Genomic DNA, 25,782 nt, shown 5'->3' with positions numbered 1-25,782 from the left:
GACTGCAGGGAAGTACACTTGGCTATCTACAGGGAAAAAGACATTTTCGAGCGGCGCAATGCCGCGAACGAGGCAAAGAAGGCGCTGCTCGAGCGCTTCAAGGCAAAGCCGGCGGCGGATGATCCGACAGTGCTGGCTCGCCAGGCCGAACGCAAGGCGATCCTTGAGGCCCGCGCCATCCGCGAGGCGGAAAAGGCAAGGCTGAAGCAGGAAAAGCTGGCACGCGAAGCGGCCGAGAAGGCCGAGCGCGAGGCGATTGCCGAAGCGGCGCGTCTCGCGGCGGAAGCGGCGGCGGCCGAAGAGGCCAAGCGCCGCGAGGCCGAGGAATCCGAGCGCATCGCTTTCGAGCTTGCCGATGAGGCCGCGCGCAAGGCCAAGCGTGACGCACGCTACGCCGCGCGCAAGGCACGTGTCGGCCGTACGCCTCCGGGCTTCTCCGCCCGCTAGGTTTGGATTCGTTGGAAATTAAGTCAGGGTCGCCGAAAGCGGCCCTGAACGCGTTTGTGCTACGGATAGCAGGCTAGGCGACCAGTTTAAGCCCGACGATGCCGCAGACGATCAGGCCGATACAGGCGAGCCGGACGATCGTCGCCGGCTCGCCGAGCAGCCAGATGCCGAGCAGCGCCGTGCCGACGGTGCCGATGCCGGTCCACACCGCATAGGCCGTGCCGACAGGCAGCGTCTTCAGCGCCAGCCCGAGCAGGCCGAGGCTGACGATCATCGAGGCGATGGTGAGAAGGGTCGGCAGCGGCTTGGAGAAGCCGTCGGTATATTTGAGGCCGATGGCCCAGCCGATTTCGAACAGGCCGGCGAAGAAAAGAAAAATCCAGGACATCGAAGACACTCCGTCATTCCAGCATCGCCTGAGATGCTTGGCGGCGGGTCGTCCCGGCCGGTTTTCGGGGAAGCGAGGTCGTCCTCGCCCTTTGATATGGGGTGGCCTCGATCAACAAAACACCGGCAGCATTGTCATGCCGCCGGTTCAAAGTCAGCATTGAGCCGGGTCGGCCGAATTCGGCCGCTTACTTTTCCTTGATACGCAACGCCTTGACCGGCGGCGCCTTCGGAGCCGGGGCCGCGGCGGGCTTCTTGGCGTCCTTCTTCGGCTTGCGGGCTTCCTTGCCCGCCTTCATCGCACCTTTAGCCATGATTCGCTCCTCCGATTGTGGACGTGCGAGTGAAACAAGAGAAATGCCCGGCTGCAAGAGGCTGTGCCGCTTTGCGAAGCCGGTCGACCGGCTGTCAACCGATTTCCGGGCACAGCGCGGTTCGAAACCTCGCAAGGGCTGGTGCATTGTCTGTGAGGCGGGCCGCTAGGCTCGGGCGCGGGGCAGCTCGGAGATCGGATGGCAGGACATAGCGGGTCGAGACGGGTGATCTACGCCGCGCTCGCCGGCAATTTGGCGATCGCGGCGACCAAATTCGCGGCGGCCGCCCTCACCGGTTCGTCCGCCATGCTGTCGGAAGGCGTGCATTCGCTGGTCGACACCGGCAACGGCGCGCTGCTCCTCCACGGCATGCGTCGCGCCGCGCGGCCGCCCGACCGAACCCATCCGCTCGGCCACGGACGCGAGCTCTATTTCTGGAGCTTTATCGTGGCGCTTCTGGTGTTCGCGCTCGGCGCCGGCGTCTCATTCTATGAAGGCGTCATCCACATCATGGCGCCCGAGCCGTTCGTCAACGCCAAGGTCAATTACATCGTGCTTGCCCTCTCCTTCGTCTTCGAAGGCAGCTCATGGCTGTTAGCGCTGAAGGAGTTCCGGCAGCAGAAGGGCAAGCAAGGCTGGCTGCAGGCCGTGCAATCGAGCAAGGATCCCAGCGTCTATACGGTGCTGTTCGAGGACAGCGCCGCGCTGCTCGGGCTGGCAGTCGCTTTCGCCGGCATCCTGTCGGCCCAGCTTCTGGAAATCCCCGAGCTCGACGGCCTCGGCTCGATCGGCATCGCCATCATCCTCGGCGCGACCGCCATCTTCCTGGCGCGCGAGAGCAAAGGGCTGCTGCTGGGCGAACCTGCCTCATCCGAAGTGCAGAACAAGGTGCTGGCGATCGTCCAGGACGATCCGGCGGTGCAGCGCGCGAACGGAATCCTGAGCGTCCATATCGGGCCGGAGGAAATCGTCGCGGGCTTGAGCATCGAATTCGAGGATCATCTCAGCGCGCCCGATATCGAGGCCTGCGTCGAGCGCCTGGAAGCCAGGCTCAAGAAGGAAATGCCGCAAATATCGAGGCTCTTCGTCAAGCCGCAGGCAACTGGCACATGGGAGCGGCGGCGCAAGGCCATGGCCGAGGCCTCGGAGGAGGGATAGATTTTGACAACGCGAACTTGTCAGGAGGAAGGCCTATGAAGATCGACGGCGGATGCCATTGCGGCGCCATCGCCTATGAAGCGGAGGTCGATCCGGAAAAGACCTCGATCTGCCACTGCACCGACTGCCAGCAGCTGACCGGCACGGCCTTTCGCGTGACCGTCGGCGCGCCGGAAGAGCATTACCGGATTACCAAGGGCACACCGAAAGTCTATATCAAGACCGGATCCAGCGGGGCCAAGCGCGCGCAGGGGTTTTGCGGCGAATGCGGATCGCATCTTTATGCGACGTCGGTTGGCGATGGACCGAAAATCTATGGTATTAGGGTGGGCACGGCGCGCCAGCGCGACCAACTGGTGCCGAGAAGACAGGTCTGGCACCGCTCGGCGTTGCATTGGCTGCCGGAGTTTGAAGGGATGGCGACCATCGAGGAGCAGTAGCACTGTCGGATCGGCCCGTTGACGGAAGCCTCGGCGATTGGCTGACTGTTTCGCGCCTTCGTCATCCTCGGGCATGACCCGAAGATCCATGCCGTGACCGATATGAGGGGCTCGGCGGAGCAAAATTCTTAGCCGTCTCATTGCGTTAGCCTCATGGCATGCAAGGCGTTCCAGACAATCTCCAAGGGATGCGACCTCGCCAGCGAAGGAAGAATCGGTCGTTCCAACGTCGGCGTCGAGCGACTACTCGTCGCCCTCGACGACGCGCAGCCTGAGCTGACCCGTCTTGGAGTCTGCTACCCGCGAACCGCCTTCGGCCTTTGGCGCGGCACCTCGCGCGGCCTCGGTCTCGCCTTCCGCGAATTCCAGCGCCTCGATCTTCTGGCCGCGCTTGGTCACCTTCGACGTCGACACCAGGATGTCGTCGATGTCGCGCGCCGCCTGGCCGAAATGTGTCTGCAGCCGACGTACCCGCTCGTCGACCCGACCCACATCTTCCATCAGGCGGATGACCTCGCCCTGGATCAGATGCGCCTGCTCGCGCATACGCGCGTCCTTGAGGATCGCCTGGATCACCTGGATCGACAGCATCAGCAGCGAGGGCGAGACGATGACGACGCGAGCGCGATGCGCCTTCTGCACCACCGCCTCGAAATTCTCGTGGATCTCGGCAAACACCGATTCCGACGGCACGAACATGAAGGCGGTGTCCTGTGTCTCGCCCTGGATCAGGTATTTTTCGGCGATATCGCGGATATGCACCTCGATGTCGCGACGGAAAGCCTGGGCCGCCGCCTTCTGCATGGCCTCGCCCTCGGCGGCGCGGATGGCGTTCCACGCCTCCAGCGGAAACTTGGCGTCGATGGCGAGTGACGGCGCGCCGTTGGGCATCCGCACCAGGCAATCGGGCCGGCTGCCGTTGGAGAGACTGGCCTGGAACTCGTAGGCGCCGTGCGGCAGGCCGTCGGCGACGATCGCTTCCATCCGTGACTGGCCGAAGGCGCCGCGCGTCTGCTTGTTGGAGAGGATCGCCTGCAGCTGCACGACCTGGCCGGCCAAGGACTGGATGTTGCCTTGCGCGGTGTCGATCACCGCCAGCCGCTCCTGCAGCTTGGCCAGGCTCTCATGCGTCGACCTGGTCTGCTCGGCCATGGTCTGGCCGAGGCGCCCCGTCATGGCGTCGAGCCGTTGTCCGAGCGACTGGGTGAGCTCGGCCTGCCGCGCCCCGAACACCTCGGCGATCGCCCCCATGCGCCCCTGCATCTCTGCCTGCGCCTGCATGATGTCGGCCATCCTCGCCTCGGCATCGCGGGCATGGTCGGCGGCTTCGGCGGCCGCCGCCGCGCGTGCCCCGGCCGCGCGCCACAAGGCGACGACGAGCGCCACGGACAGCGCAAGCAGAAGGATCGCGCCGAAAGCCAGCGCCTGGCCAAGCGTCACGGTCGTGGCGCCAAGCCGCGCGATGGGCTCGGAAAGGACGGAGGTCATGTCGTTCATTTGGGCAGCATAACCGATTCGGCCTCCTGGCACAGATCAAAACGTGAACAGGTCAAAGATGCCCCGGTTGACGCTTTTCAAGCGAGGTCTTAGGTGAGACGCCATGTCGATCAAGCCGCTCATCATCCTTCCCGATCCCGTCCTGCGCCAGGTTTCCAAGCCGGTCGAGCGCGTCGATGCCGATTTGCGCAAGCTCGCCGACGACATGCTGGAGACCATGTATGACGCGCCCGGCATCGGCCTCGCGGCGATCCAGGTCGGCGAGCCGCGGCGGCTGCTGGTCATAGACCTTGCCAAGGAAGGCGAGGAGCCTCAGCCGCATGTCTTCATCAATCCGGAAGTGCTCGAAAGTTCCGACCAGCGGTCCGTCTATGAGGAAGGCTGCCTGTCGATCCCCGACTATTACGCCGAGGTCGAGCGCCCGGCTTCGGTGCGGGTGAAGTATCTCGACCGCGACGGCAAGCTGCAGGAGATGCAGGCGGAAGGCCTGATGGCCACATGCCTGCAGCACGAGATCGACCATCTCAATGGCGTTTTGTTCATCGACCACATCTCGAAGCTCAAGCGCGACATGGTGGTGCGGAAGTTCAAGAAGCTCGCCAAGGACAAGGCGCCGGGCAAGATGGTGGGCTAGGCGACGCCTTTCCGCGCCTGAAAGAACCCTGGATCATGGATATCAGTCGAAGGTTTCGATGGGCGACACCCCGATCAGCAACATTCCTGAACCTGGCCCAAAGCCACAAGTCTCCACATGGGATGCGATCCGCAGCGCATTCGTGTCTGAAGACGCGATCAGCGACGAATTTGCCGATATGATGAATGAGATCGAGGCTCAGAGGAAGCGCGATTTCGGCCGCGATTTCGACGATTGATCGAGATTCGCGAAAGCAAGCGCCAAAGCGGGCGGTAGGAAGAGGAGCACATCCGTCATGCCGCTTCGCGTCATCTTCATGGGCACGCCGGATTTCTCCGTGCCGACCTTGCGCGCCATCGCCGAGGCCGGCCATGAGATCGCGGCCGTCTACACCCAGCCGCCGCGCGCCGCCGGCCGGCGCGGGCTGGAGCTGACGCCCTCGCCGGTGCAGCGCGAGGCGGAGCGGCTGGCGCTCGACATTCGGACGCCGACGTCGCTGAAAAGCCAGGCCGAGCAGCAGGCTTTCGCAGCCCTGCAGGCCGATGTCGCCGTGGTCGTCGCCTACGGCCTGCTGCTGCCAAAGGCCGTTCTGGACGCGCCAAGGCTGGGCTGCCTCAACGGCCATGCCTCGCTTTTGCCACGCTGGCGTGGTGCTGCTCCCATCCAGCGCGCCATCATGGCCGGCGATACCGAGACCGGCATGATGGTCATGAAGATGGAAGAGGGTCTGGACACCGGGCCGGTGGCAATGGTTGAAAAAGTCGCCATCGCGCCCGACATGACAGCCGGCGAATTGCATGACCGACTGATGATTCAAGGCGCCTCGCTGATGGTTGAGGCGCTCGCGCAGTTGGGGATAAATTGTCTGACATTTACCCAACAGGCAACGGCAGGGGTGACCTACGCCCGAAAGATCGATAAATCGGAGACACGCGTAGACTGGACGCGGCCTTCTGGCGAAGTCCACAATCACATTCGCGGCCTCTCGCCCTTTCCGGGTGCGTGGTGCGAGGTCGACATTGGCGGCCGCATGGAGCGGCTGAAACTGCTTCGCTCGACGCTCTCGGATGGCGTCGGCGAGTCGGGAGGAATTCTCGATGACCGGCTGACGGTCGCCTGCGGGACAGGCGCGGTCAGGCTGGTCGAAGTTCAACGGGCGGGCGGAAAGCCTGCCACTGCGCAGGAGTTTTTGCGCGGAGCCAAGATCGAAAAAGGAACGAAACTCACATGAGCATGATGTCGATACGCGCGGCGACGCCGCGGGATCGCGAGGCGATCCGCCTCGTCGAAGAACATGCCTTTGGCCAGCAGGCGGAAGCCGGCCTGGTCGACGCGCTTGTCACCGGCGGCGATGCCGTCGTCGAGCTGGTTGCGGAGGAAGACGGGCAGGTCGTCGGCCATATTCTTTTCTCGCGACTGTTCGTTCAGAACGGCACCAAGCAGTTCGACGCCGTGGCGCTGGCGCCGCTGGCGGTCGAGCCGTCGTTCCACGGCACCGGTATCGGCGGCGCGCTGATCCGCGAAGCGCATGTGCGGCTCAAGGAAGCCGGCGAGATGCTGGCCGTGGTGCTGGGCGATCCGGTCTATTATGGCCGCTTCGGCTACAGCCATGCCCGCGCCGCGGGATTCGAGAGCGAGTATCAGGGCGAGGCGCTGCAGGCGCTGGCCTGGGGCGACGCGCCCGAGACCGGCAGGCTGGTCTACGCTTCCGCCTTTACCGCTTTAGCCGCCTAGGCGAGCGGCAAGCGCAGCAGGACATGCCGCGTTTTCGGCTCGATATCGAATATGACGGCAGCCAATTCGCCGGCTGGCAGCATCAGGCCGACCAGCCCTCGGTGCAGCAGGCGATCGAGCAGGCGATCGAGAAGTTCTGCGGCGAAGAGGTAAGAATACGTGCCGCCGGCCGCACCGATGCCGGCGTGCACGCCACTGCGCAGGTCGCCCATGTCGACCTGGCCAAAGCGTGGTCGGGCGACAAGGTGCGCGACGCCCTCAACGCGCATCTGCATGTGGCGGGCACGCGTGTCGCCATCCTGAAGGCTGCCGTCGTCGCCGACGGTTTCGACGCGCGGTTTTCCGCCACCGGCCGGCATTATCTCTATCGCATCCTCAACCGCCGGGCGCCGGCGGCGCTGGAAAAGGGCAAGGTCTGGTGGGTGCCGAAGCGGCTCGACGCCGAGGCCATGCATGAGGCGGCCAAGGTGCTGCTCGGAAAGCATGACTTCACCACCTTCCGCTCAACCCAGTGCCAGGCCGAAAGCCCGGTCCGCACGCTTGACCGCCTCGACGTCAGCCGCGATGGAGACTTCATCGAGCTGCGCAGCTCGGCGCGCTCTTTTCTGCACAACCAGGTTCGCTCGATGGTCGGCTCGCTGAAGCGCGTCGGCGACGGCTCCTGGCGCGCCGCCGATCTCAAGGCGGCGCTCGAAGCGCGCGACCGCGCCGCCTGCGGCCAGGTAGCCCCGCCGGACGGGCTGTTTCTTGTCGGGGTGGATTATCCGGAGACAGAGACGGCCAAGTGAAAGCCTCTCATTCTGCCAATGACGCGAGGCAATTGTTTCAGCTTCGAACTTGTGCTGGAGACGGGAATTGTCGGCGTCCGCTGCCCCTCATCGCCCTGCCGGGCACTTCTCCCCGTATAGTGACGGGGAGAAGGGGCTGGCCGCAGCGCCGGCTTCCTTCCTGCACCGTTAGCAATTGGCGAAGCCGCGGATGACAGCGCCCCTCTCCCCGTCACTATACGGGGAGAGGATGCCGGCAGGCAGGTGATGGGCAGCGCTGACTTTGAATGGTGAAAAACGAGGGTGGATTCAAATCCGAAGCGACTGTTCTGGAAACAGCCGCCCCCGCTGCAACGTCAACCCGTCGTGCCGTCCGGTATGTCGATGCCGAGCAGCGCCTGCAGGCCGAACAGGACCAGCAGCGAGGCAACGAACATGCCGATGAACACGGTCGTGCCCACCGCGGCGCCTTTGCCGATGGTTGTATTGGTCATGCGCCAGGTCAGCACCATCGACAGGGCGAACAGCGCCAGCGATACCAGGCTGCTGACCTCGCTGGCGGAAGGCAGGAGCAGCCTGAGCAGCGCCGAGGGCAGCATCAGCCAGGCGATGATCGCCGACGCCCAGTTGGACGCGACGACATAGTGGACGAAGCGGCCGCCGATGCCGGCGCGGGGCGCCACCAGCGCAAGCACCACCAGCGGCAGCACCCAGGAGCCGATATCGACGGTCGCCAGCCTTACCAGCATGCCGAGGCGCCCGGCGAAGGCATCGGGGTCGCCGACCTCATTGGCTATCCCGACCCAGCCGACGATCAGCGCCGGCGCCGCCACGACGATGGCAAAGAAGGAATTCCAGAAACCGTCGGCCGAAAGGTCGAGCAGGCGCAGGCCATCAGCCTTGCCGAACATTAGCCGCCAGGCGCCGGCCAGCGAAGCATAGGTTTCGTCTGCCGAAAGCATGGTCACGAAAGGCCTTGTCCGAACCAGTCTTCGATAAAGCGTTCGTAGATTTGCGTCAGCGTCTCGAGGTCGGCAAGCGCGACGCGCTCGTCCACCATATGCATGGTCTTGCCGACCAGCCCGAACTCGACCACAGGGCAATAATCCTTGATGAAGCGCGCGTCCGACGTGCCGCCGGAGGTGGAGAGCGCCGGCCTCTTGCCGACCACCGCCTTGACCGAACCGCTCAGCGTATCGATCAGCTTGTCGTCGCGGGTGAGGAAGACATGGCTCGGCCGGTCGCGCCAGACAAGCTCGTAGTCGACCGGCGCCTTCTTGCCCGGCCGGTATTTCTTGCGCGCGGCGGCCTGGTCGAGCCGGTTGTGGATCTCGGACTGGACCGATTCGGCGTCCCAGGTGTCGTTGAAGCGGATGTTGAAAATGGCCGTCGCCTTCGCCGGGATGACGTTGGTCGCCGCATTGCCGACATCGATCGATGTCACTTCGAGGTTGGTCGGCTGGAAATCCTTTGTGCCCTTGTCGAACACCGGATGGAGCAGCGCGTCGACAAGGCTGATCAGGCCACGCACCGGATTGTCGGCAAGCTGCGGATAGGCGGCATGGCCCTGGCGTCCGTTGACGGTCACGCTGCCCGACAGCGAGCCGCGCCGGCCGATCTTGATCATGTCGCCGAGCGCATCGGGATTGGTCGGCTCGCCGACGATCGAGGCGTCCCACTTCTCGCCCTTGGCCGCCGCCCAGTCGAGCAGCTTGGTGGTGCCGTTGATGGCCGGCCCTTCCTCGTCGCCGGTGATCAGCAGCGACACCGAGCCTTTCGGGCCGCCATTCTGCGCGACATGGCGCGCAACCGCGGCGACGAAGCAGGCGATGCCGCCCTTCATGTCGACGGCGCCGCGGCCGTACATCTCGCCATTGGCGATTTCGGCGGCGAAGGGCGGATGCGTCCAGGCCGCCTCGTCGCCCACCGGCACAACATCGGTATGACCGGCAAACATCAGATGCGGGCCGTTGCCCGAGCGCCGCGCATAGAGATTTTCGATGTCCGGCGTGCCGTCTTCCGAGAAGATTGGACGCTCGACCGAAAAGCCGAGCGGCTTCAGCATGTCTTCAAGCGCCGCAAGCGCGCCACCCTCGGCGGGCGTCACGGACGGGCAGCGGATCAGGGCGGCAAGATTCGCGGCGGGATCGGTAGGCAATGTCATGGGCAAAGCGATAGTCGAAAGCGTTTGTCGTGTCACGGTGGCAGATGATCGCCGCTCATGTCGCCGACAATATGGTTTTCATGACGGGTAAATGCATATCGCCCGCAAGTGTGCAGCGGTTCTGGGAGAGCGACATGCATAATAGTAAGGTGCCGGCCGCGCGAGGACGAGTGCATGGCCCGTGAAACGAAGACGATCGCGATAGCCGGCGCCGGCAGCATCGGCTGCTATGTCGGCGGCTGCCTGGCGCTCGCTGGACGCAAGGTCGTCTTCCTCGGCCGCGGCCGTGTCGTCGCGGCCATGCGCGAAAGCGGGCTGCGCGTCAGCGATCTTGATGGCCGTGAATGCCGCATCGAAGCGCAAGCGATTTCGGCCTCCGACGATCCGGCAGCAGCGCTCCCCGATGCGGATGTCATCCTGGTGACGGTGAAGAGCGGCGCAACCGAGGAGATGGCCGGGCTGGTCGCCGCCCACGGACGCGCTGATGCCGTGGTGGTCAGCCTGCAGAACGGCGTCGACAACGCGGACAGGCTGCGCGCCGCGCTTCCTGGACGGCGGGTGCTGACCGGCATGGTGATGTTCAACGTCGTCCTGTCGCCCGATGGCGAGGCGCCATTGCGTGCGCATCGCGCCAGCCAGGGCGAGGTGATGATCGACCACGGCGTCGACGGCCTTGTCGATCTGCTCGACGTCGATGGGCTTGCCGTCGAAGCGCGCGCCGACATGAAGGCGGTGCAGTGGGGCAAATTGCTGATGAACCTCAACAATGCCCTCGTCGCGCTTTCCGACCTGCCGCTGGCGAAGCAATTGGCCGACCGAAGCTGGCGCGTCATCCTGGCCGGCCAGATCGATGAAGCGCTCGCCGCGATGTGGGCGGCGGGCATAGCACCTGCGCGCATCACCGGCCTGCCGCCGTCGCTGCTGCCGAAAGTGCTGCGGCTGCCCGACTGGCTGTTCGGGCTTCTGGCGCGTCGCATGCTTGCGATCGACCCTCAGGCGCGCTCGTCGATGTGGGACGACCTGAAACGCGGCCGCCCGACCGAGATCGACGAATTGCAGGGCGCTGTCATTCGCCTGGCCAGGCAAACGGGCATACCGACGCCGGTCAACGAACGCGTCACGACGCTGGTGCGTCAGGCGGAAGCGGAAAAGCGCGGTCCGCCCGGGCTCGGGCCGGAAGCGGTCGGCGGCGGTCCTCGATCAGCGTGATCTTCTGCCAGATCTTGCGCGACAGGTTGGAGCTCAGATTCTCGATATCGTTGACGGCATTGACGACGACATCGTCATTGACCGATTGCGCGAACAGCGCCGCGACCTTGCCGGCGATCGACAGCATTTCGGAGCAATAGTCGAGATAGCGCGCCAGGTCGGCCGCATCGGTGATGCGGGCGGGCGAGTGCGAGGTTGGCTTGAAATCGGCCGACAAGGTCGCCGGATCCTTGGTCAATTGATGCATGTCGATGACATGGATCAGCGAGCGCAGCCCGTGCAGCTGCCGGAAAACCTTCTTGCGCTTGATCCGCTCCTCGGTGCGGATCAGCGCCAGCAGCCCCAACGCGGCGAGGATGACCGTGTTGATCGTCGCCTCGATGCCTTGCATCGACTGCACGGCATCGTCGGCGCCCGAAATGCGGTCGAGCGGCAGGATGGTGCCGACGAACAGGAACATCGCCACGCCGGCGACGAAGGCCGCGACGATAACGCCGCGCAGCCACCAGATCGGCGCTTCCAGTTCCTTGGCGGCCTTGGCGAGGTCGCGCGACAGCGACACCAGTTCGGCGGCAACGGCGCGCAGGCCCCTTTCCGGGAAACGCTCCGCAACGCGCTCCTCGAGCCTCTGGGCAGTCTCGATGATCCGCGCCGGGTCGAGCGTTCGATAGCGCATGCGACTTCAGCTATCGCCCGGCGCGTTGGTGCGCCTGCCGTAGCGGTTCGGTCCGGGATCGCTGCGGAAACAGGAAAGGATGATGAGCAGGATAGGACCGATGATGAGCGAGATCAGTGCAAAATAGGTCGGCTTGCCGAAATCATGAAAGCGCTTCGCCGTCACCGCGAAGGTGGCCCAGGCCGAGATCAGCAGCACGCCCCAGCATATCATGGCCCAGTTCTGGCTGGCGGTCGTGTTCAGCTCCACCCGCGCGAACTGGTAGAACGGGAAAAACTGGACAAGGACCAGCAAAATCCCGGCCAGCGCGTAGGCGACCGGGCTCAGCCGCCCCGAAAGGCTGAAGAACAGCCAGAGGAATTGCGATCGTTCAGCCAATGGCGTCCGCTCCGTCGTGGAGGATCAATCGCGCAGCAATTCGTTGATCGAGGTCTTCGAGCGGGTCTTGGCGTCGACGCGCTTGACGATGACGGCGCAGTAGAGGCTCGGGCCCGGCTCGCCATTGGGTAGCGGCTTTCCGGGCAGCGATCCGGCGACGACGACCGAGTTCGGCGGCACCTCGCCGTAAAAGACCTCGCCGGTGGCACGGTCGACGATCTTGGTCGACTGGCCGATGAACACGCCCATGCCGAGCACCGAGCCTTCGCGAACGATGCAGCCTTCGACCACTTCGGAGCGCGCGCCGATAAAGCAATTGTCCTCGATGATGGTCGGGCCGGCCTGCATCGGCTCCAGCACGCCGCCGATGCCGACGCCGCCGGAAAGATGCACGTTCTTGCCGATCTGGGCGCAGGAGCCGACCGAAGCCCAGGTGTCGACCATCGTGCCGGTGTCGACATAGGCCCCGACATTGACGAAGGACGGCATCAGCACGGCGCCCGGCGCGACATAGGCCGACCGGCGCACGATCGAGGACGGCACGGCGCGGAAGCCTGCCTTCTCGAAGTCGACGGCGCTCCAGCCGTCGAACTTGGACGGCACCTTGTCCCACCACACGGCCTGGCCGGGACCACCCTTGATGATCTCCATCGGGTTCAGCCGGAAGGAGAGCAGCACCGCCTTCTTCAGCCACTGGTTGACGTGCCACTTGCCGTCGTCCTGCCGTTCGGCGACGCGGGCGACGCCGCGGTCGAGCAGGTCGAGCGCCGACTGGATGGCATCGCGCGTCTCGCCTCGCGTCGCGGTCGAAATCGCGTCGCGCTCCTCGAAGGCCTTCTCGATGGTTCTTTCGAGGCTCGCCAGATCGGGCTTCGACATGATTTCGCTCCATTACCAAGCTGTTAAGGGGCCACGCCTTAACCTGTTTAAAAGTCGCGCGGACCCTATGTTAAGGCTCAATGGGGGTCAATCGCGCCTGCGGCACGGGACGGCGCAAGTGAAGGAATTGGACGGGTGGATTCGATGACTCCCATGGAAAAGGCAGGGTGGACGCCGCTGCCGCATTCGGACGAGGATCTGGAGCGCTCGAAAGGCGTGCCGGATACCCCGCAGACGCGTGCCGAGACCTACCGGCTGGCCTGGAACGATCCCGAGTTCATGACGCGCCGCGAATTGCGTGCCGTGCGGCTGCAGCTCGAGCTCCTGAAGCCGGAAATGATCCTGGCCGAACGCGGCATTCATTCGACCGTCATCCTGTTCGGCGGCGCCCGCCTGCCGGAACCAGGCGGCGAGGCCTGGGCGGCCAAGAACGAGACGCAGAAGAAGAACCTCGAGGCGAACAGCAAATATTACGAAGAAGCGCGCAGATTCGCGCGTCTGTGCTCGCAGCAGTCGGCCACCTCCTATTATCGTGAATATGTCGTCGTCACCGGCGGCGGGCCCGGCGTCATGGAAGCCGGCAACCGCGGCGCCGACGATGTCGGCGCGCCGTCGATCGGCTTGAACATCGTGCTGCCGCACGAGCAGGCGCCCAACGCCTATGTCACGCCGGAGCTGTGCTTCAACTTCCACTATTTCGCCGTCCGCAAGATGCATTTCGTCATGCGCGCCAAGGCGGTCGCGGTGTTTCCGGGCGGCTTCGGCACGATGGACGAGTTCTTCGAGACGCTGACGCTCATCCAGACGGGACGCATGGAGCGCGTCCCGGTCATCCTGTTCGGCAAGGCGTTCTGGCAAAGGGCGATCGATCTCGATTTCCTCGCCGAGCAGGGCACGATCTCGCCCGGCGACCAGGACATCATCGATTTCGTCGACACGGCCGAAGAGGCCTGGGAGATCATCCGCCGCTTCTACAAGCTTTAAGGGCGGGAAGACAAACCTGCCCGGTCTGCCTACGCCGGCAGCTCGACCAGCCAGCCATTCGAGTGCGCGAAACGCACGATGGCCGCCCGTGAGTGCAGCGCGAGCTTCTCGGTTGCCCTGGTGCGGTAGGTCTCGATCGTCTTTATGCTGAGATTGAGCCTGGATGAGATTTCCTTGTTGCTGTAGCCGAGCGCCACCAGCTGGATGACCGACCGTTCCCGTTCGCTGAGATTGCCGGGATCGCCCTGGGTGGTGCCGCGCGGGCTCAATATACGCGCGGCGAGCGCCGGATCGACATAGTTGTCGCCGGCCAACACGCAGCGGATGGCCTGCAGCAGGTCCGTCGCCGTCGACCGCTTGACCACGAAGCCCCGGCCGCCGGCCGCAAGCACCTGGCGCAGGCACCCTGGGTCCTCATGCGCCGTCAGCGCTATGCAGCTGACCTCGGGAAAGCGTTCGCCAAGCCGTTCGATCAGCGTGACCCCGTTGACGCCGGGAAGCGATATGTCGACCACGGCCACATCGGGTAGCGTCTTGCCGATCCCTTCAAGAGCATCCTCGGCATTTCCGGCCAGTCCGACGATCGCCAGATCGTCCTGGCTGTCGATCATCGCGCCGACACCCGACAGGATGATCGGATGGTCATCGACCACGAATATGCGCCTGCAGCACACCTTAACCTCCATCAGTCTGCCAAAGGCCCTGTCACGCGGAAAGGGTCCTCTTGTCCTTGATGGTCTAGGCAACTGGCCCGCCTGGCGCGGGACGCCCGTCTGTTCTGGCGGCCTGAACGGCCGCAACGGGTAAGCCATCCCCCGCCTAACCCAATGAAGCCGGACTGTAAGCCACCGCTAATGTCCGGGATGTGCAGCGCTTCACGTAACCCCACCTGACGCAGAAGATGCCGTTTCAGACTTGTTCGCGTCTTGTCGGCCGGACCGTCGATCAGCCGGCCAGAGGCACATCGGCGTAAATGGTGGTCCCCTTGCCCCTGGCGGTTTCAACCGACAATTTGCCACCGACCAGCGCCAGCCGCTCCCTCATGCCGGCAAGGCCCAAATGGCCCGGACCGGGTTCGGCGCTGGCGTCGAAGCCGCGGCCGTCATCCTCGATCGTCAGGCGTATCCGATCGTCCTGGATGTGCGCCGTGACGCTTACGCGGCCCGGCGCGGCATGCTTGCCGATATTGGTGAGCGCTTCCTGCGCAATGCGGTACAAAGTGAGCGCGATCTCGGCAGGCGGCGGGCTCGACAGGGCTTCAAGATCCATCTCGCATGCAATGCCAAGTTGACCGCAAAGCACGGTGGCTAGGTCCTCGACCGAAGCTCTGAGGCCTTGGTGATCGAGGTCCGCGGGTCGCAGGCTCCAGGCGGCGTCATGCACCCTGGCGCTCAGCTGGTCGATAAGCATCGCGGCGCGCTCCAGGCGGACGTCCATCTCCGGCGAGCCGGCGCGAACGATGTGCAATTCGAGCGCGACGCTGGCGAGCAGCTGGCCAAGATCGTCATGCAGCTCGCGCGACAGGCGCAGGCGCTGCTCTTCCTGCACGGCAACCAGATGCCGCGCCAGACCACGGCGCTTTCCCGAGCTTTCACCTTTGCCGGTGTCGATGCCACCCTCCACCGTCAACGCCGCGCCCGCGAGAAGAGGCACAAGGGTTGATGCTGCGCGCAATATACACCCGGCATACGCCTTTATGCCTGTCAGTTTTTTCCCGATTGCTTCAACTTTTCCTGACACGGGGGTCAGCAGAAAAACCGGCCGCACCTGCCGATCAGCCCGAATTCATGGGCGCTATTTCCGCGTGCATCCTTAGAGCGTCCTCCCGGTCACCTTGAACTGGCCGGGAAGCTCAACACCAACCAAGGAGAACGTCATGAGAAAGATCATCCTGGCCGCGGCCGTGCTGTCGGCTCTGACCGGTTCGGCATCCGCATTTTCGGTCGGTAGCGGCAACGGCAACGGCAACGGCAATGTCGGCGTCGGCAACGGCAATGGCAACGGCAACGCCAACACCGGCGCCTTCAACGGCAACTTCAACGGCAATGGCAATTTCGGCTTCGGCAACGGCAATGGGAACGGGAACGCCAATATGGGCGCCTTCAACGGCAACTATAACGGCAACCTCAATGCCGGCGCCGCCAACGGCAACGGCAACGGCAACGGCAATTTCGGCCTCGGCAACGGCAACCTGAACGGCAACGGGAACTGGGGTATCGGAAACGGAAGCGCCAACGGCAACGGCAACGCCGGTGTCGGCAACGGCAACGGAAACGGCAACGGGAACCACTAGTCCCGCCCAACCGCCGGCGTCGCCAAGCTTCAGCTTGGAAAGACGCTGACGGTTCTGGGACCGTCGAGCCAAGCGCCCGTCCCCCGCGCAAGGCTACCGCGACATGTCGCCGGCGGTCCCAGTCCTTTTCGCCCAATCCTTTTTGCAACAGATCCCAATTTCAAAAGCTAAGCCATGGAAGGAGCTCGCAGATGAAACGCTACATCATACTGGCGCTATGCCTGGGGTTGTTGAGCGCAACCGCGGCGAAGGCTGACACCGCGACGGGCAGCCAGGCCTTCGGCATGTCGGCCGTCCAGGGAGCGGTCGGCAAATACGGCCAATCCATCGGCGCGAACGTCAGGGGCATGAACCCGCTCGGCAATTTCGGCGGCAATGTCGGCTACAAGAACAGCGGTACGGGCAATGTCGGCGCCTTCAACAGCGGCACCGGCAATGTCGGCGCTTTCAACGGCAACAACAACACCTCGTCGACAAGCGGCAACGGCAACATTGGCGCCTTCAACGGCAACTCCAACACCGGCCAATATAACGGCAACAGCAACATCGGTGCAGGCAATGGCAACTTCAACGGCGGCAACTTCAACGGAAACGGCAACGTCGGCGCCTTCAACGGCAACTCCAACGGCCGGGGAAACCGCTGATGACCGGCTTCAGCTCATCCACCCGGCCTCGCAGGCGCCGGGTGGCCGCAAGGCTCGCTGACGGAAACGGCCTCGCGGTCGGCTCGCTGCTTGCCGCGTTCCTGGCCGCCGACGCCTCGACCCTGGTCAGGATTGCCGAGCTTCCAATCGGGGCCGGTGTCGCCAACGGTCTTGGCAATACCGGAAATTTCAACGGCAACGGAAATTCCGGCAACTTCAACGGCAATGGCAACAGCGGCAATTTCAACGGCAACGGCAATGCCGGAAGTTTCAGCGGCAACTTCAATGGCGGCAGCTTCAACGGCAACACCAATTGCGGCAATGGCCATGGCAACGGCTATGCGTCGGACGGCAATGGCAACAGTACGAGAGCAGCAGGCAATCCGGACCTGTGCCGGTTTTTGAAGGAGCTGAACGGCCGGCTGGGACTGCCGCCCGGCACGATTCCGGATTTCGATTAGAGCAATTCCAGGAAAGTGCGCAGCGGTCTTCCGCCCGGAATTGCGTTTCGCCGTTTCCGTGAGACGGCCCTAGGTCTTCGATACAAGGTCGCAGGCCTAGGCCAGATATTCACCGCCCATTTCCGAAATCAGCGCAAACGCCGGCGATTGGCTGAAGTCGCCCGAACCTCGTCATTCCAGGGCGGAGCAGCCGCGAAGCGGCGTCGCGGAGACCCTGGAATCCATTCCGTGACCCTGATGAAAGAGTGCAGCGGAGCAGAATTCTGCGGCAGCGCTCATACGTCACGGAATGGATCCTCGGGTCTGCGCGCGTCGCTTCGCTCCTTGCTCCGCCCGTGGATGACGATCGCGATGGGCGTTTCGGCCAATCGCCAAGGCATGCCTATGCAAACATCGTTAGGCTACGACGTCGACGATCGCGGTCAGGAAACCGGCGAGGTCGTCGGTGACGAAATCGACGTCGTCCTCGTTTGCGGGGTCGCGTTCCCAGATCTCCGAGAAGGTCGGCTCGAAATTGCGCGGCACCACCAGCACGGTCGTCATGCCGAGCGTTTTCGGCACGGCCAGATTGCGCGCCAGATCCTCGAACATCACCGCATTGTGCCCGGTCACCGAGTGCAATTCGGCAAAACGCTCATAGGTCTGGCGCTCCGGCTTGGGGCTCAGCCCCGCCGCGACGATGTCGAAGATGGCGTCGAAATGTTCCAGTATGCCGAGCTGGCGCGCGGTGCGTTCGGCGTGCCTGCGGTCGCCATTGGTGAAGATGAACTTGCGCCCGGGAAGCTGGCGGATCGCTGCGCCCAGCACCGGATCCGGCACCAGCCGCGAATAGTCGATGTCGTGCACCTTCTCGAGGAAATCGTCGGGATCGATGCCGTGCCGCTTCATCAGCCCGTTCAGCGTCGTGCCGTATTCCAGGTAGAGCTCCTTCTGCAGCTTGCGCGCGTCGTCGCGCGAAAGCGTCAGCAGCTCGCCGACATAGGCGGTCATCTTCACGTCGATCTGCGCGAACAGGTTCGAGTGATGCGGATAGAGCGTGTTGTCGAGGTCGAACACCCAGTCCGTGACATGGGCGAAGCGGGCGGGATCGGGTGTCGTTGTCATGGGTTTCTTATGGCATGCCGACGCTGGATTTATCCACAACTTATGCGCGTCACGAAATGTGAAAATGGCGCCTCGCTTCAAATTTTAAAAGTCCTGGAAAGGTCGCCTTTAACGCTTGCTGGCACACAAGCTGACCCTTGGGAGCAAGTGATGAGTCGCATAATTTTGAGGGCCGCTGCCGTGGCGTTCGCTTCGGTCGCTGCCTCGCTGTTGTTGACGCTGATTGTGATGCCGGCGATGGGCTTTCCGATGAGCCGCACGGTCTGGCTGGCGTCGACGGTTTGTCCGCTCGTCCTCGCCTGGGCCGCCAGCGCCAGCAGCTTCTGGCAGAGCGATCGGTTGCAGAATGCTCATCGCGAGCTTGCCCGGGCCCACGCGCAGCTCGCGGCGGCGCACAGGCGCCTGTCGGAAAAGGCAAGCCGGGACGACATGACCGGCATGCTCAACCGCGAGACCTTTTTCGCCGCGCTCGACGGTTCGCGGCGCAAGAGCGATCGCGGCGCGCTGCTCATCATCGACGCAGATCACTTCAAGAGGATCAATGACAGTTACGGTCATCTGACCGGAGACGAAGCGCTGCTTTTGATCGCCGGCGCCATCGAACGCGGCATTCGCAGCGGCGACCTGCTCGGCCGCATAGGCGGCGAGGAATTCGCGGCTTTCCTGGTTGGCGCCAGCGAACCGGAAGCCAAGCATATCGCCGAACGCATCCGCCGCGAGGTCGAGCTGATCCGTTTCCGCCCGATCGACGAGCGGACCGTGCCGCTCACGGTTTCGATCGGCGGCATCTGCTGCGGCGAGAGCGCGACCGTATCCGATTTGATGCGCGCCGCCGACCGCAGGCTTTACGAAGCCAAGAGCCGCGGCCGCAATCTTTCGATCCTCGACCGCGAATTGCCCGAGGCGGCATGAAGCCTCGCCGCAGGCGTTAGGAATGCCCTAACCATGTCCATATTCAACCGCGCTAAACTTCCTGGTGTAACGCCGTTTTCACCTGGGTCTGGCACGGAATTGGGCTCCCAGGCGGCATATGTGCCGTTGAGGAACGGCATGCGTGGATCGAGGCCCCTGTCGAGAGACGTGTCATGAGCAGGTTCATGAGAAAAATGTCGCGCCGCGCGATCGTGCAGGCGCTGATCGCGCTTCCTGCCCTGTCGCTGTTTCGCAGCCAGCAACCCGTGGTCGATGCCGATGAGATCGTCGAGATCAATGGCTGGATCCTGCGGCGAAGCGACCTCACATGATCTTCGACAGCTACGAGGCCTACAAGCAGGCCGGCTTCAGACCCAAGGCCTGCATTCTCGGCTCCGGCCCGGCCGGCACGACGATCGCCAGGAAGCTCGGCGCAGCCGGCATCCCGGTGGTCGTGCTGGAGGCGGGTTCGCGCGAGTTCAGCGACGATTCGCAGGATTTCTACCGCGGCAAGACGGTCGGCGATTTCTATTTCGACCTCGACATCACCAGGCTGCGCTTCATGGGCGGCTCGTCCAATCACTGGGCCGGCTGGTGCCGCGTGCTCGACAAACAGGACTTCGAGCCCAAGGCCTGGGCGCCGGACACCGGCTGGCCGATCGGCCGCGCCGACATCGAGCCCTATCTTGGCGAAGTTCACAATATCCTCGAGCTGCCCGATTTCCGTCCCGACGTCCCGGTTTCGGACGACATCCGCTGGGTTCAATTGATCAAGAGCCCGGCGGTTCGCTTCGGCGAGAAGTTCGCCGACGAGCTCGACAAGAGCAGGAACATCGCCGTCGTGCTCAATACCTACGCGACCGAGCTCACCGGCGACGGCAAGCGCGTCACCGGCGCGAAGCTCTGGTCGAACGGCCAGGATGCCGGCACCTTCGCGGCGGACTATTTCGTCACCTGCACCGGCGGGCTGGAGAACTCGCGGCTGCTGTTGTGGTCGAATGAGCGCTCGAATGGCGGCGTGGTGCCGAATGCGGCGGCGCTCGGCCGCTACTGGATGGAGCATCCGACCTTCCAGGGCGGCAATGCCATCCTCGCCAATTACTCGGAGTTCGAGGTCGACGCCTCGAAAGAAGCCTTCTTCTCGCCGACGCTTGCCGCGATGGAGCGGCTGCAGATCATGAATTTCGGTATCCGCCTGATCGAGAGCCCCTATCCGAATGTCAAGAAATTGATCGCCGATCTCGCCTGCACGGCGCCCAATATGGCGGAATGGATGTCTTCCCAGCTGGACCAGAGGCTGCACTGCGCCGCCCAGCTCTACGTCGCCTGGGAACAGGCGCCGCTTGCCTCCAACCAGATCGCGCTGTCGAAGTCCGATGTCGACCACGCCGGCGTGCCGCGTATCGAACTGCACTGGAAGAAATCGCCGCTCGAGCGCCGCACGCTGCTCGAAGGCCTGAAGCTTTTCGGCACGACTATGGCGCAGAAGAATCTCGGCCGCGTCCGCATCGACGACTGGATCAGCAATGGCGGCGATTACCCGACCAATGAGGAAACGGCCGGCCACCACCATATGGGCGGCACCCGCATGGGAACCGACGTCTTGAAGAGCGTCGTCGACGCCAATTGCAAGGTGCACGGCATGGACAATCTCTATGTCGGCGGCTCGTCGGTGTTCTGCACGTCGGGCCAGTGCAATCCGACGACGACCATCACCGCGCTCGCCTGCCGCCTCGGCGAGCATCTGGGCAAGGTGATCGCCGTCTGATCTCGACCGTGCTGCGCATTCATCAATGCGGCACACGCCCTGCAGAGCGAGCAGTTGGCCAGGATCAAGGCCGAGCCTGACAAGGCATAGCCAGAGGATCAGCGCAGGATTTTGAAAAATTGCCGTTTGTCGACGGGCACGATTTTCACCGTTTCTTTCGGTGACGTTGGCGATTGGCGGAAGCCTTCCAACCTCGTCATTCCAGGGCGGAGCAGCCGCGAAGCGGCGTCGCGGAGACCCTGGAATACATTCCGTGGCTCTGATCAAAGAGTGCAGCTGAGCAGAATTCTGCACCGCGGCAGCGCTCATGCGACACGGACTGGATCCTCGGGTCGCGCGCGTCGCTTCGCTCCTTGCTCCGCCCGTGGATGACGACTGGGTGGGCGTTTCGGCTAACCGCCAAGGCATGGCATCTGCCAACGCAAACATAGCCAACCGGTCAAAATCCCTGTGCTGGGGAACTAATTGCAAAAAGCACAAAGCGGCCCAGCCGCCTGTCGGCAGCTGAACCGCGCTGAATGTCGGTTGGGCGAAAACCGACCTCAGATTGTTGACGGGTCGAGCGCCGGCTGGCCCTTGAACCGCGCCACGATGCCGGCGAGGTCGCCATGGGCGAAAGCATCGCGCAGCGCATCGAAGGACGGCAGCACGAAATAGGCGCGCTGGAACTTGTCGATCTCATAGCCGGTGCGCATCACCGTCTCGAGGTCGAACGGCACATGGTGCGCGTCCTTGCTCTCGACCGCGAATTGCAGCTCGGTGAAGGACGACATCAGCCCGGCGCCGAAAGCTTTCAACGGCTGGCCGGCTTCCTGGATGAGGCCGTATTCGGCGCTGTACCAGTAGAGCCTTGTGATCATCTCGTCGCCGCCGAGCGCGATCAGATCTTCCGCCTTCCGGCCATACATCTGCATGAAATCGGCGAACACCGGCTGGGTCAGGATCGGCACATGGCCGAAGAAATCGTGGAACATGTCCGGCTCGACGATGTAGTCGAGCTCTTTCTTGGTCCGCAGCCAATTGGTCACCGGGAAGCGCCGATTGGCGAGATGATCGAAGAAGGGGCCGGCCGGAATGAGGCCGGGCACCGCAACGATCTCCCAACCCGTCAGCTTGGCAAGCTTTTCGCTGACGGCATCGAAATCCGGAATCCTGTCGAGCAGGCCGAGCGCGGCGACGCCGTCCAGATACGAGCGGTGCGCGAGCTTACGCGTCAGCTTCGTCTGGCGATCGCAAAGCGTGCGCCACACCGCCTGTTCCTCGGCGGAGTAGCCGTAGCCCTGCGCCACGGTGAAATCGCTGCGGCAGACCGAATAGTCGCCCCGCAGACCTTGCGCCGCGCATTCGGCGGCATAATCGGCAACGCTGATCGTCATCATATCCTCCTCAAGATCGTGATCGGCGGATCGTGAAGGGGAGTTTAGAAGCGACCGCTGAGGCAAATCAGCTTTGTTTATGGCACACTAGCTGTTTTGGGGGTAAAAACGCTCAGTTCAACGCAAGTCTGAGAAAAAATGCCTCAATTTGACGATTTCGAGATAAGGATGCTCGACATCCTGCAGCGCGATGGCCGCAAGCCCGTCTCGGAGCTGGCGCAAGAGATCGGCCTGTCGACCACGCCTTGCGCGCGCCGCTTCGAGGCCCTGCAGGAAGCCGGTATCATCAAGGGCTTTGCCGCGGTGCTCAGCCGCCGCGCCGTGGGCTTGACCGTCGAGGTGTTCATCCAGGTGCGGCTGGTCAGCCACAGCGACGGCTCGCCCGAAAGCTTCATCGCCGCCGTGCAGCGCATGGACGAGGTCTCGTCCTGCTGGACCATGACAGGCGATTACGATTTCCTGCTGCATGTCTTGGTGCCGTCGGTGGACGATTTGAACGCCTTCGTCATGCACCGACTAATGCGTCTGCCCGGCGTGCGCGACGTCCATACGCAACTGGTGCTGCAGAACATCAAGGGACCCGGCCACGTGCCGCTCAGCCATCTGCGGCGCTGATCCGGTCAAATCTGGCGAAAAGCTGCGTGGAAACTGCTGAACCGCGCCAAGGCGGCTCCGGCATCTGTCATTAACACAAGCGGACCAACATGGAGGTCCGCCTTGAACATCGTGCTTATCAATCCGCCGCACACCGCCATCGGCAGCCGTGTGCCCGACGACCACCTGCCGCCGCTCGGTCTTTTGGCCATCGGCGGGCCGCTGATCGATTCCGGCCATCAGGTGCGCCTGGTCGACGCCGAGTTCGGTCCGATGCCACTTGCGGCGGTGGTGGACGAGGCGCTGCGCGGCGATCCGGATTTCGTGCTGATCGGCCATTCCGGCTCGACCTCGGCGCATCCGACCGCCTTGAAGATCGCCGAAATGATCAAGGCCCGCGCGCCGGGCGTCGTTGTCATCTATGGCGGCGTCTTCCCGACCTATCACTGGCGCGACATTCTCGCCGCGAGCGACGTCTTCGATTTCATCGTGCGGGGCGAAGGCGAGGCGACCGCGACGGCGCTGGTCGAGGCAATCGAGATGCGCCAGCCGGTGGCGAGCGTCGCCGGCATCGCCTATCGCGACGATTTCGGCCGTCCTGTCGCGACGCAGGCGGCGATGACCATAGCCGACCTCGATGCCTGGCGAGTCGGCTGGGAGCTGATCGATCACCGCCGCTACTCCTATTGGGGCGGCAAGCGGGCCGTGGTCATGCAGTTCTCGCGCGGCTGCCCGCATCTGTGCAACTATTGCGGCCAGCGCGGTTTCTGGACCCGCTGGCGCCATCGCGACCCGGTCAAATTCGCCAGAGAGATTGCCTGGCTGCATCGCGAGCACGGCGTCGAGCTGATCAATCTGGCCGACGAGAACCCGACTTCCTCGAAAAAGGCCTGGCGCGCCTTTCTCGACGCCATGATCGCCGAGAACGTGCCGGTGCTGATCGTCGGCTCGACCCGCGCCGACGATATCGTGCGCGATGCCGATATCCTGCATCTTTATCGCAGGGCCGGCGTCATCCGCTGGCTGCTCGGCATGGAGAACACCGACGAGCAGACGCTGTCGCTGATCCGCAAGGGCGGCAGCACGAAGTCCGACCGCGAGGCGATCCGGCTGCTCAGGCGGCACGGCATCCTGTCGATGGCGACCTGGGTTGCCGGCTTCGAGGACGAGACCTTGCGCGATCTCTGGCGCGGCTTCCGCCAGCTCATCGCCTATGACCCCGACCAGATCCAGGCGCTCTATGTCACGCCGCATCGCTGGACGCCGTTCTTCCGCATCGCCAAGGACCGCAAGGTGATCCAGCAGGATGTGCGCCTGTGGGATTACAAGCACCAGGTTCTGCACATGACCAGGCTGAAACCCTGGATGCTGTTCTTCGCCGTCAAGCTGATCGAGGTGGCGGTGCAGTCGCGGCCGAAGGCGCTGGCGCGCATCCTGTTCCACCCCGATCCCGAGCAGCGCCATTCGATGCGCTGGTACACGAAGATGGGCCGCCGCGTCTGGTTCCGCGAGGTCTGGGGATTTCTGGTCCGCGACGGCCGCATCACGGATGGGCCGACATTAGCCGAATTCTGGGGCGCGCCGCAGGACGCCGAGGAGGAATCGATGATCGTCGGGCGTCAGCCACGCAAGTCCGTCGCGCCGGTCATTGAAGATCGAGGCGCGCCGGCGACAAGAAAGTTAGCCGGCTGACATGGCGGCTCACCATTGCATGGAAATGGTGAACTTGCCTTCCTTACGGAACGATCAGCGTGCCGGCGCCGTGCTCGGTAAACAGCTCCAGCAGCACCGAATGCGGCGTCTTGCCGTTGAGGATGACGACGCCTTCGACGCCGCGCTCGATCGCCTCGATGCAAGTCTCGACCTTCGGGATCATGCCGCCCGACACCGTGCCGTCCTTGATCAGCGCCCTGGCCTCGGCGACGGTCAGCTCGTCGATCAGCTTCTTGTTCTTGTCGAGGACGCCCGGCACGTCGGTGAGGAAGAGCAGGCGCGAGGCGCGGCAGGCGCCGGCGATGGCGCCGGCAAAGGTGTCGGCATTGATGTTGTAGGTGTGGCCGTCGCGGCCGGGCGCCACCGGTGCCAGCACCGGGATCATTTCCGAGCGCGCCAGAAGGTCGAGCAGCGTGCGGTCGACCTCGACCGGCTCGCCGACGAAGCCGAGATCGAGCACCCGCTCGATGTTGGAATCCGGATCGACCATGGTCTTGCGCGCCTTTTCGGCGAACACCATGTTGCCGTCCTTGCCGCAGAGCCCGATCGCCCACTCGCCCTCGGCGTTGATCAGCGCCACGATCTCCTTGTTGATCGAGCCCGCCAGCACCATCTCGACGATCTCGACCGTCTTCTGGTCGGTGACGCGCAGGCCGCCCTCGAACTTGGATTCGATGCCCATCTTGGTGAGCATCGCGCCGATCTGCGGCCCACCGCCATGCACGACGATCGGATTGACGCCGGATTGTTTCAACAGCGCGATGTCGCGGGCGAACGCCTTGCCGAGCTCCGTATCGCCCATGGCATGCCCGCCATATTTCACCACCACCGTCTTGTTCTCGTAGCGCTGCATATAAGGCAGCGCGCGAGAGAGCAGCGCGGCCTGCATTTCGGCGTTGGCGGCGATGTCCGTCATCGGTATCGATCCCAGCTAGCGTGAATGGCGGCCTCTTAGCTGGAATTGCCGCAGGTCGCAAACGGCTTTGCGGTCACAATAACGATATCTGCCAGTTCCCCAGCACACGGATTTTGAACGGCCGGCTGCCTTTGCGTTGCAAGCGGCATGCCTTGGAGACTCGCCGAAACGGCCCTGCCTCGTCATCCACGGGCGGAGCAAGGAGCGTAACGACGCGCGCAGACCCGAGGATCCAATTCCGTAACGTCCGAGCGCCGCCGCGGTGCAGAATTCTGCTCCGCTGCACTTTTGACTAAGGTCACGGAATGGATTCCAGGGTCTTCGCGACGCCGC

At 63.8% G+C, this 25,782-nt stretch carries 30 protein-coding genes and 1 pseudogene; 18 read left to right on the top strand and 13 right to left on the bottom strand.

Annotated elements, in window-relative coordinates; all coding sequences use genetic code 11:
- Positions 1-18 precede the first annotated feature (18 nt).
- The gene (locus LB526_RS24080) at positions 19-447 is read left to right on the top strand and encodes a DUF6481 family protein (RefSeq protein WP_095769468.1); all 429 of its coding nucleotides are present in this window, start codon (positions 19-21) and stop codon (positions 445-447) included.
- 73 nt (positions 448-520) lie between these two features.
- Here the strand turns inward: LB526_RS24080 and sugE are convergent, their stop codons facing one another.
- Positions 521-835: a quaternary ammonium compound efflux SMR transporter SugE gene (sugE, locus tag LB526_RS24075; protein ID WP_140544826.1), complete on the bottom strand. Its 315-nt coding sequence runs from the start codon at positions 833-835 to the stop codon at positions 521-523.
- 187 nt (positions 836-1,022) lie between these two features.
- Positions 1,023-1,148 (bottom strand): hypothetical protein, encoded by a 126-nt coding sequence (locus LB526_RS29655; RefSeq protein WP_095769470.1) that lies wholly within the window; start codon positions 1,146-1,148, stop codon positions 1,023-1,025.
- A 198-nt stretch (positions 1,149-1,346) separates the two neighbouring features.
- Between LB526_RS29655 and LB526_RS24070 the strand changes: the two genes are divergently transcribed.
- Both LB526_RS24070 and LB526_RS24065 read left to right on the top strand, forming a co-directional pair.
- Complete coding sequence (locus tag LB526_RS24070; RefSeq protein ID WP_224630038.1) at positions 1,347-2,306, top strand: cation diffusion facilitator family transporter; 960 nt, start codon at positions 1,347-1,349, stop codon at positions 2,304-2,306.
- A 35-nt stretch (positions 2,307-2,341) separates the two neighbouring features.
- Positions 2,342-2,746: a GFA family protein gene (locus tag LB526_RS24065; RefSeq protein WP_140845317.1), complete on the top strand. Its 405-nt coding sequence runs from the start codon at positions 2,342-2,344 to the stop codon at positions 2,744-2,746.
- 243 nt (positions 2,747-2,989) lie between these two features.
- On the opposite strand, the gene LB526_RS24060 is transcribed toward LB526_RS24065, so the two are convergent.
- The gene (locus LB526_RS24060; protein WP_224532173.1) at positions 2,990-4,243 is read right to left on the bottom strand and encodes a DNA recombination protein RmuC; all 1,254 of its coding nucleotides are present in this window, start codon (positions 4,241-4,243) and stop codon (positions 2,990-2,992) included.
- Positions 4,244-4,346: 103 nt separating this feature from the next.
- Between LB526_RS24060 and def the strand changes: the two genes are divergently transcribed.
- From def to truA, 5 genes and pseudogenes are all read left to right on the top strand, one after another.
- Entirely contained in the window at positions 4,347-4,877 is a 531-nt protein-coding gene (gene def, locus LB526_RS24055; protein WP_040984875.1) for a peptide deformylase, read from the top strand.
- Positions 4,878-4,986: 109 nt separating this feature from the next.
- Positions 4,987-5,115 (top strand): annotated as a pseudogene (locus LB526_RS24050) (plasmid stabilization protein); the annotation flags it as partial.
- 57 nt (positions 5,116-5,172) lie between these two features.
- Positions 5,173-6,108: a methionyl-tRNA formyltransferase gene (gene fmt, locus LB526_RS24045; RefSeq protein WP_224630037.1), complete on the top strand. Its 936-nt coding sequence runs from the start codon at positions 5,173-5,175 to the stop codon at positions 6,106-6,108.
- On the top strand, positions 6,105-6,611 hold the full coding sequence (locus LB526_RS24040) for a GNAT family N-acetyltransferase (protein WP_224630036.1): 507 nt from the start codon (positions 6,105-6,107) through the stop codon (positions 6,609-6,611). Before fmt ends, LB526_RS24040 begins: the two co-directional genes overlap by 4 nt.
- Before the next feature lie 23 nt (positions 6,612-6,634).
- Positions 6,635-7,399 (top strand): tRNA pseudouridine(38-40) synthase TruA, encoded by a 765-nt coding sequence (gene truA / locus LB526_RS24035; RefSeq protein ID WP_224630035.1) that lies wholly within the window; start codon positions 6,635-6,637, stop codon positions 7,397-7,399.
- Between the two features lie 335 nt (positions 7,400-7,734).
- Here truA and LB526_RS24030 read toward each other — a convergent pair whose 3' ends face one another.
- Together LB526_RS24030 and dapE are read right to left on the bottom strand one after the other, a co-directional pair.
- On the bottom strand, positions 7,735-8,340 hold the full coding sequence (locus LB526_RS24030) for a transporter (protein ID WP_095769478.1): 606 nt from the start codon (positions 8,338-8,340) through the stop codon (positions 7,735-7,737).
- Positions 8,341-8,342: 2 nt separating this feature from the next.
- Complete coding sequence (gene dapE / locus LB526_RS24025; RefSeq protein ID WP_095769479.1) at positions 8,343-9,542, bottom strand: succinyl-diaminopimelate desuccinylase; 1,200 nt, start codon at positions 9,540-9,542, stop codon at positions 8,343-8,345.
- Between the two features lie 174 nt (positions 9,543-9,716).
- On the opposite strand from dapE, the gene LB526_RS24020 reads away from it, so the two are divergent.
- Positions 9,717-10,751: a 2-dehydropantoate 2-reductase gene (locus LB526_RS24020; protein ID WP_224630034.1), complete on the top strand. Its 1,035-nt coding sequence runs from the start codon at positions 9,717-9,719 to the stop codon at positions 10,749-10,751.
- On the opposite strand, the gene LB526_RS24015 is transcribed toward LB526_RS24020, so the two are convergent.
- Genes LB526_RS24015 through dapD form a run of 3 tightly spaced genes read right to left on the bottom strand, consistent with a single transcriptional unit; the run spans position 10,660 to position 12,684 of the window.
- Positions 10,660-11,427 carry a hypothetical protein gene (locus LB526_RS24015; protein ID WP_224630033.1) on the bottom strand — a complete coding sequence of 256 codons (768 nt, stop codon included), beginning with the start codon at positions 11,425-11,427 and terminating at the stop codon, positions 10,660-10,662. The genes LB526_RS24020 and LB526_RS24015 overlap by 92 nt on opposite strands.
- 6 nt (positions 11,428-11,433) lie before the next feature.
- Entirely contained in the window at positions 11,434-11,805 is a 372-nt protein-coding gene (locus LB526_RS24010; protein WP_095769482.1) for a DUF805 domain-containing protein, read from the bottom strand.
- Positions 11,806-11,829: 24 nt separating this feature from the next.
- Complete coding sequence (dapD, locus tag LB526_RS24005) at positions 11,830-12,684, bottom strand: 2,3,4,5-tetrahydropyridine-2,6-dicarboxylate N-succinyltransferase (protein WP_140845325.1); 855 nt, start codon at positions 12,682-12,684, stop codon at positions 11,830-11,832.
- Between the two features lie 144 nt (positions 12,685-12,828).
- On the opposite strand from dapD, the gene LB526_RS24000 reads away from it, so the two are divergent.
- Positions 12,829-13,668, top strand: coding sequence for an LOG family protein (locus LB526_RS24000; RefSeq protein WP_095769522.1), 840 nt, complete (start codon positions 12,829-12,831; stop codon positions 13,666-13,668).
- A 29-nt stretch (positions 13,669-13,697) separates the two neighbouring features.
- Here LB526_RS24000 and LB526_RS23995 read toward each other — a convergent pair whose 3' ends face one another.
- Together LB526_RS23995 and LB526_RS23990 are read right to left on the bottom strand one after the other, a co-directional pair.
- Entirely contained in the window at positions 13,698-14,321 is a 624-nt protein-coding gene (locus LB526_RS23995; protein ID WP_318013285.1) for a response regulator transcription factor, read from the bottom strand.
- A 292-nt stretch (positions 14,322-14,613) separates the two neighbouring features.
- On the bottom strand, positions 14,614-15,321 hold the full coding sequence (locus LB526_RS23990) for a sensor histidine kinase (RefSeq protein WP_224630031.1): 708 nt from the start codon (positions 15,319-15,321) through the stop codon (positions 14,614-14,616).
- Positions 15,322-15,544: 223 nt separating this feature from the next.
- On the opposite strand from LB526_RS23990, the gene LB526_RS23985 reads away from it, so the two are divergent.
- From LB526_RS23985 to LB526_RS23975, 3 genes are all read left to right on the top strand, one after another.
- On the top strand, positions 15,545-15,961 hold the full coding sequence (locus LB526_RS23985) for a hypothetical protein (protein ID WP_176477154.1): 417 nt from the start codon (positions 15,545-15,547) through the stop codon (positions 15,959-15,961).
- Between the two features lie 191 nt (positions 15,962-16,152).
- Complete coding sequence (locus LB526_RS23980; RefSeq protein ID WP_224630030.1) at positions 16,153-16,605, top strand: hypothetical protein; 453 nt, start codon at positions 16,153-16,155, stop codon at positions 16,603-16,605.
- Positions 16,605-17,066: a hypothetical protein gene (locus LB526_RS23975; protein WP_224630029.1), complete on the top strand. Its 462-nt coding sequence runs from the start codon at positions 16,605-16,607 to the stop codon at positions 17,064-17,066. Before LB526_RS23980 ends, LB526_RS23975 begins: the two co-directional genes overlap by 1 nt.
- A gap of 396 nt (positions 17,067-17,462) precedes the next feature.
- On the opposite strand, the gene LB526_RS23970 is transcribed toward LB526_RS23975, so the two are convergent.
- On the bottom strand, positions 17,463-18,170 hold the full coding sequence (locus LB526_RS23970; protein ID WP_095769490.1) for a pyrimidine 5'-nucleotidase: 708 nt from the start codon (positions 18,168-18,170) through the stop codon (positions 17,463-17,465).
- A gap of 150 nt (positions 18,171-18,320) precedes the next feature.
- Here LB526_RS23970 and LB526_RS23965 point away from each other — a divergent pair, with 150 nt between their 5' ends.
- The 3 genes from LB526_RS23965 to LB526_RS23955 all read left to right on the top strand — a co-directional run bounded on the left by LB526_RS23965 (position 18,321) and on the right by LB526_RS23955 (position 20,850).
- Positions 18,321-19,082, top strand: coding sequence for a GGDEF domain-containing protein (locus tag LB526_RS23965; protein ID WP_224630028.1), 762 nt, complete (start codon positions 18,321-18,323; stop codon positions 19,080-19,082).
- 173 nt (positions 19,083-19,255) lie between these two features.
- Positions 19,256-19,414: a hypothetical protein gene (locus LB526_RS23960; RefSeq protein WP_176477158.1), complete on the top strand. Its 159-nt coding sequence runs from the start codon at positions 19,256-19,258 to the stop codon at positions 19,412-19,414.
- Positions 19,411-20,850: a GMC oxidoreductase gene (locus LB526_RS23955; RefSeq protein ID WP_224630027.1), complete on the top strand. Its 1,440-nt coding sequence runs from the start codon at positions 19,411-19,413 to the stop codon at positions 20,848-20,850. The genes LB526_RS23960 and LB526_RS23955 overlap by 4 nt, the downstream gene beginning before the upstream one ends.
- 542 nt (positions 20,851-21,392) lie before the next feature.
- Here LB526_RS23955 and phhA read toward each other — a convergent pair.
- The gene (gene phhA / locus LB526_RS23950) at positions 21,393-22,229 is read right to left on the bottom strand and encodes a phenylalanine 4-monooxygenase (protein ID WP_224630026.1); all 837 of its coding nucleotides are present in this window, start codon (positions 22,227-22,229) and stop codon (positions 21,393-21,395) included.
- 135 nt (positions 22,230-22,364) lie between these two features.
- Between phhA and LB526_RS23945 the strand changes: the two genes are divergently transcribed.
- Positions 22,365-22,841, top strand: a complete 477-nt coding sequence (locus LB526_RS23945; RefSeq protein WP_095769494.1) for an Lrp/AsnC family transcriptional regulator — start codon at positions 22,365-22,367, stop codon at positions 22,839-22,841.
- 102 nt (positions 22,842-22,943) lie between these two features.
- The gene (gene bchE, locus LB526_RS23940) at positions 22,944-24,512 is read left to right on the top strand and encodes a magnesium-protoporphyrin IX monomethyl ester anaerobic oxidative cyclase (RefSeq protein ID WP_224630025.1); all 1,569 of its coding nucleotides are present in this window, start codon (positions 22,944-22,946) and stop codon (positions 24,510-24,512) included.
- Positions 24,513-24,555: 43 nt separating this feature from the next.
- Here bchE and argB read toward each other — a convergent pair whose 3' ends face one another.
- Complete coding sequence (gene argB / locus LB526_RS23935) at positions 24,556-25,449, bottom strand: acetylglutamate kinase (RefSeq protein WP_140845333.1); 894 nt, start codon at positions 25,447-25,449, stop codon at positions 24,556-24,558.
- Positions 25,450-25,782 lie beyond the last annotated feature (333 nt).

Source organism: Mesorhizobium sp. CA6 (assembly GCF_020165035.1).
GTDB lineage: Bacteria > Pseudomonadota > Alphaproteobacteria > Rhizobiales > Rhizobiaceae > Mesorhizobium.
This window is presented reverse-complemented; position numbering and strand designations above follow the sequence as displayed.

Excerpts from the sequence above, each read along its gene's own strand:
- LB526_RS23945 (WP_095769494.1), top strand. The coding sequence starts at position 22,365 with ATGCCTCAATTTGACGATTTCGAGATAAGGATGCTCGACATCCTGCAG.
- LB526_RS29655 (WP_095769470.1), bottom strand. The coding sequence starts at position 1,148 with ATGGCTAAAGGTGCGATGAAGGCGGGCAAGGAAGCCCGCAAGCCGAAG.
- dapE (WP_095769479.1), bottom strand. The coding sequence starts at position 9,542 with ATGACATTGCCTACCGATCCCGCCGCGAATCTTGCCGCCCTGATCCGC.
- LB526_RS23980 (WP_224630030.1), top strand. The coding sequence starts at position 16,153 with ATGAAACGCTACATCATACTGGCGCTATGCCTGGGGTTGTTGAGCGCA.
- LB526_RS24020 (WP_224630034.1), top strand. The coding sequence starts at position 9,717 with ATGGCCCGTGAAACGAAGACGATCGCGATAGCCGGCGCCGGCAGCATC.
- LB526_RS24030 (WP_095769478.1), bottom strand. The coding sequence starts at position 8,340 with ATGCTTTCGGCAGACGAAACCTATGCTTCGCTGGCCGGCGCCTGGCGG.
- sugE (WP_140544826.1), bottom strand. The coding sequence starts at position 835 with ATGTCCTGGATTTTTCTTTTCTTCGCCGGCCTGTTCGAAATCGGCTGG.
- LB526_RS24015 (WP_224630033.1), bottom strand. The coding sequence starts at position 11,427 with ATGCGCTATCGAACGCTCGACCCGGCGCGGATCATCGAGACTGCCCAG.
- def (WP_040984875.1), top strand. The coding sequence starts at position 4,347 with ATGTCGATCAAGCCGCTCATCATCCTTCCCGATCCCGTCCTGCGCCAG.
- LB526_RS24000 (WP_095769522.1), top strand. The coding sequence starts at position 12,829 with ATGACTCCCATGGAAAAGGCAGGGTGGACGCCGCTGCCGCATTCGGAC.
- LB526_RS24060 (WP_224532173.1), bottom strand. The coding sequence starts at position 4,243 with ATGAACGACATGACCTCCGTCCTTTCCGAGCCCATCGCGCGGCTTGGC.
- LB526_RS23965 (WP_224630028.1), top strand. The coding sequence starts at position 18,321 with ATGAGTCGCATAATTTTGAGGGCCGCTGCCGTGGCGTTCGCTTCGGTC.
- LB526_RS24065 (WP_140845317.1), top strand. The coding sequence starts at position 2,342 with ATGAAGATCGACGGCGGATGCCATTGCGGCGCCATCGCCTATGAAGCG.
- argB (WP_140845333.1), bottom strand. The coding sequence starts at position 25,449 with ATGACGGACATCGCCGCCAACGCCGAAATGCAGGCCGCGCTGCTCTCT.
- LB526_RS23955 (WP_224630027.1), top strand. The coding sequence starts at position 19,411 with ATGATCTTCGACAGCTACGAGGCCTACAAGCAGGCCGGCTTCAGACCC.
- dapD (WP_140845325.1), bottom strand. The coding sequence starts at position 12,684 with ATGTCGAAGCCCGATCTGGCGAGCCTCGAAAGAACCATCGAGAAGGCC.
- phhA (WP_224630026.1), bottom strand. The coding sequence starts at position 22,229 with ATGATGACGATCAGCGTTGCCGATTATGCCGCCGAATGCGCGGCGCAA.
- truA (WP_224630035.1), top strand. The coding sequence starts at position 6,635 with ATGCCGCGTTTTCGGCTCGATATCGAATATGACGGCAGCCAATTCGCC.
- LB526_RS23970 (WP_095769490.1), bottom strand. The coding sequence starts at position 18,170 with ATGACAACGACACCCGATCCCGCCCGCTTCGCCCATGTCACGGACTGG.
- LB526_RS23985 (WP_176477154.1), top strand. The coding sequence starts at position 15,545 with ATGAGAAAGATCATCCTGGCCGCGGCCGTGCTGTCGGCTCTGACCGGT.
- LB526_RS23960 (WP_176477158.1), top strand. The coding sequence starts at position 19,256 with ATGAGCAGGTTCATGAGAAAAATGTCGCGCCGCGCGATCGTGCAGGCG.
- LB526_RS24070 (WP_224630038.1), top strand. The coding sequence starts at position 1,347 with ATGGCAGGACATAGCGGGTCGAGACGGGTGATCTACGCCGCGCTCGCC.
- LB526_RS23975 (WP_224630029.1), top strand. The coding sequence starts at position 16,605 with ATGACCGGCTTCAGCTCATCCACCCGGCCTCGCAGGCGCCGGGTGGCC.
- fmt (WP_224630037.1), top strand. The coding sequence starts at position 5,173 with ATGCCGCTTCGCGTCATCTTCATGGGCACGCCGGATTTCTCCGTGCCG.
- LB526_RS24040 (WP_224630036.1), top strand. The coding sequence starts at position 6,105 with ATGAGCATGATGTCGATACGCGCGGCGACGCCGCGGGATCGCGAGGCG.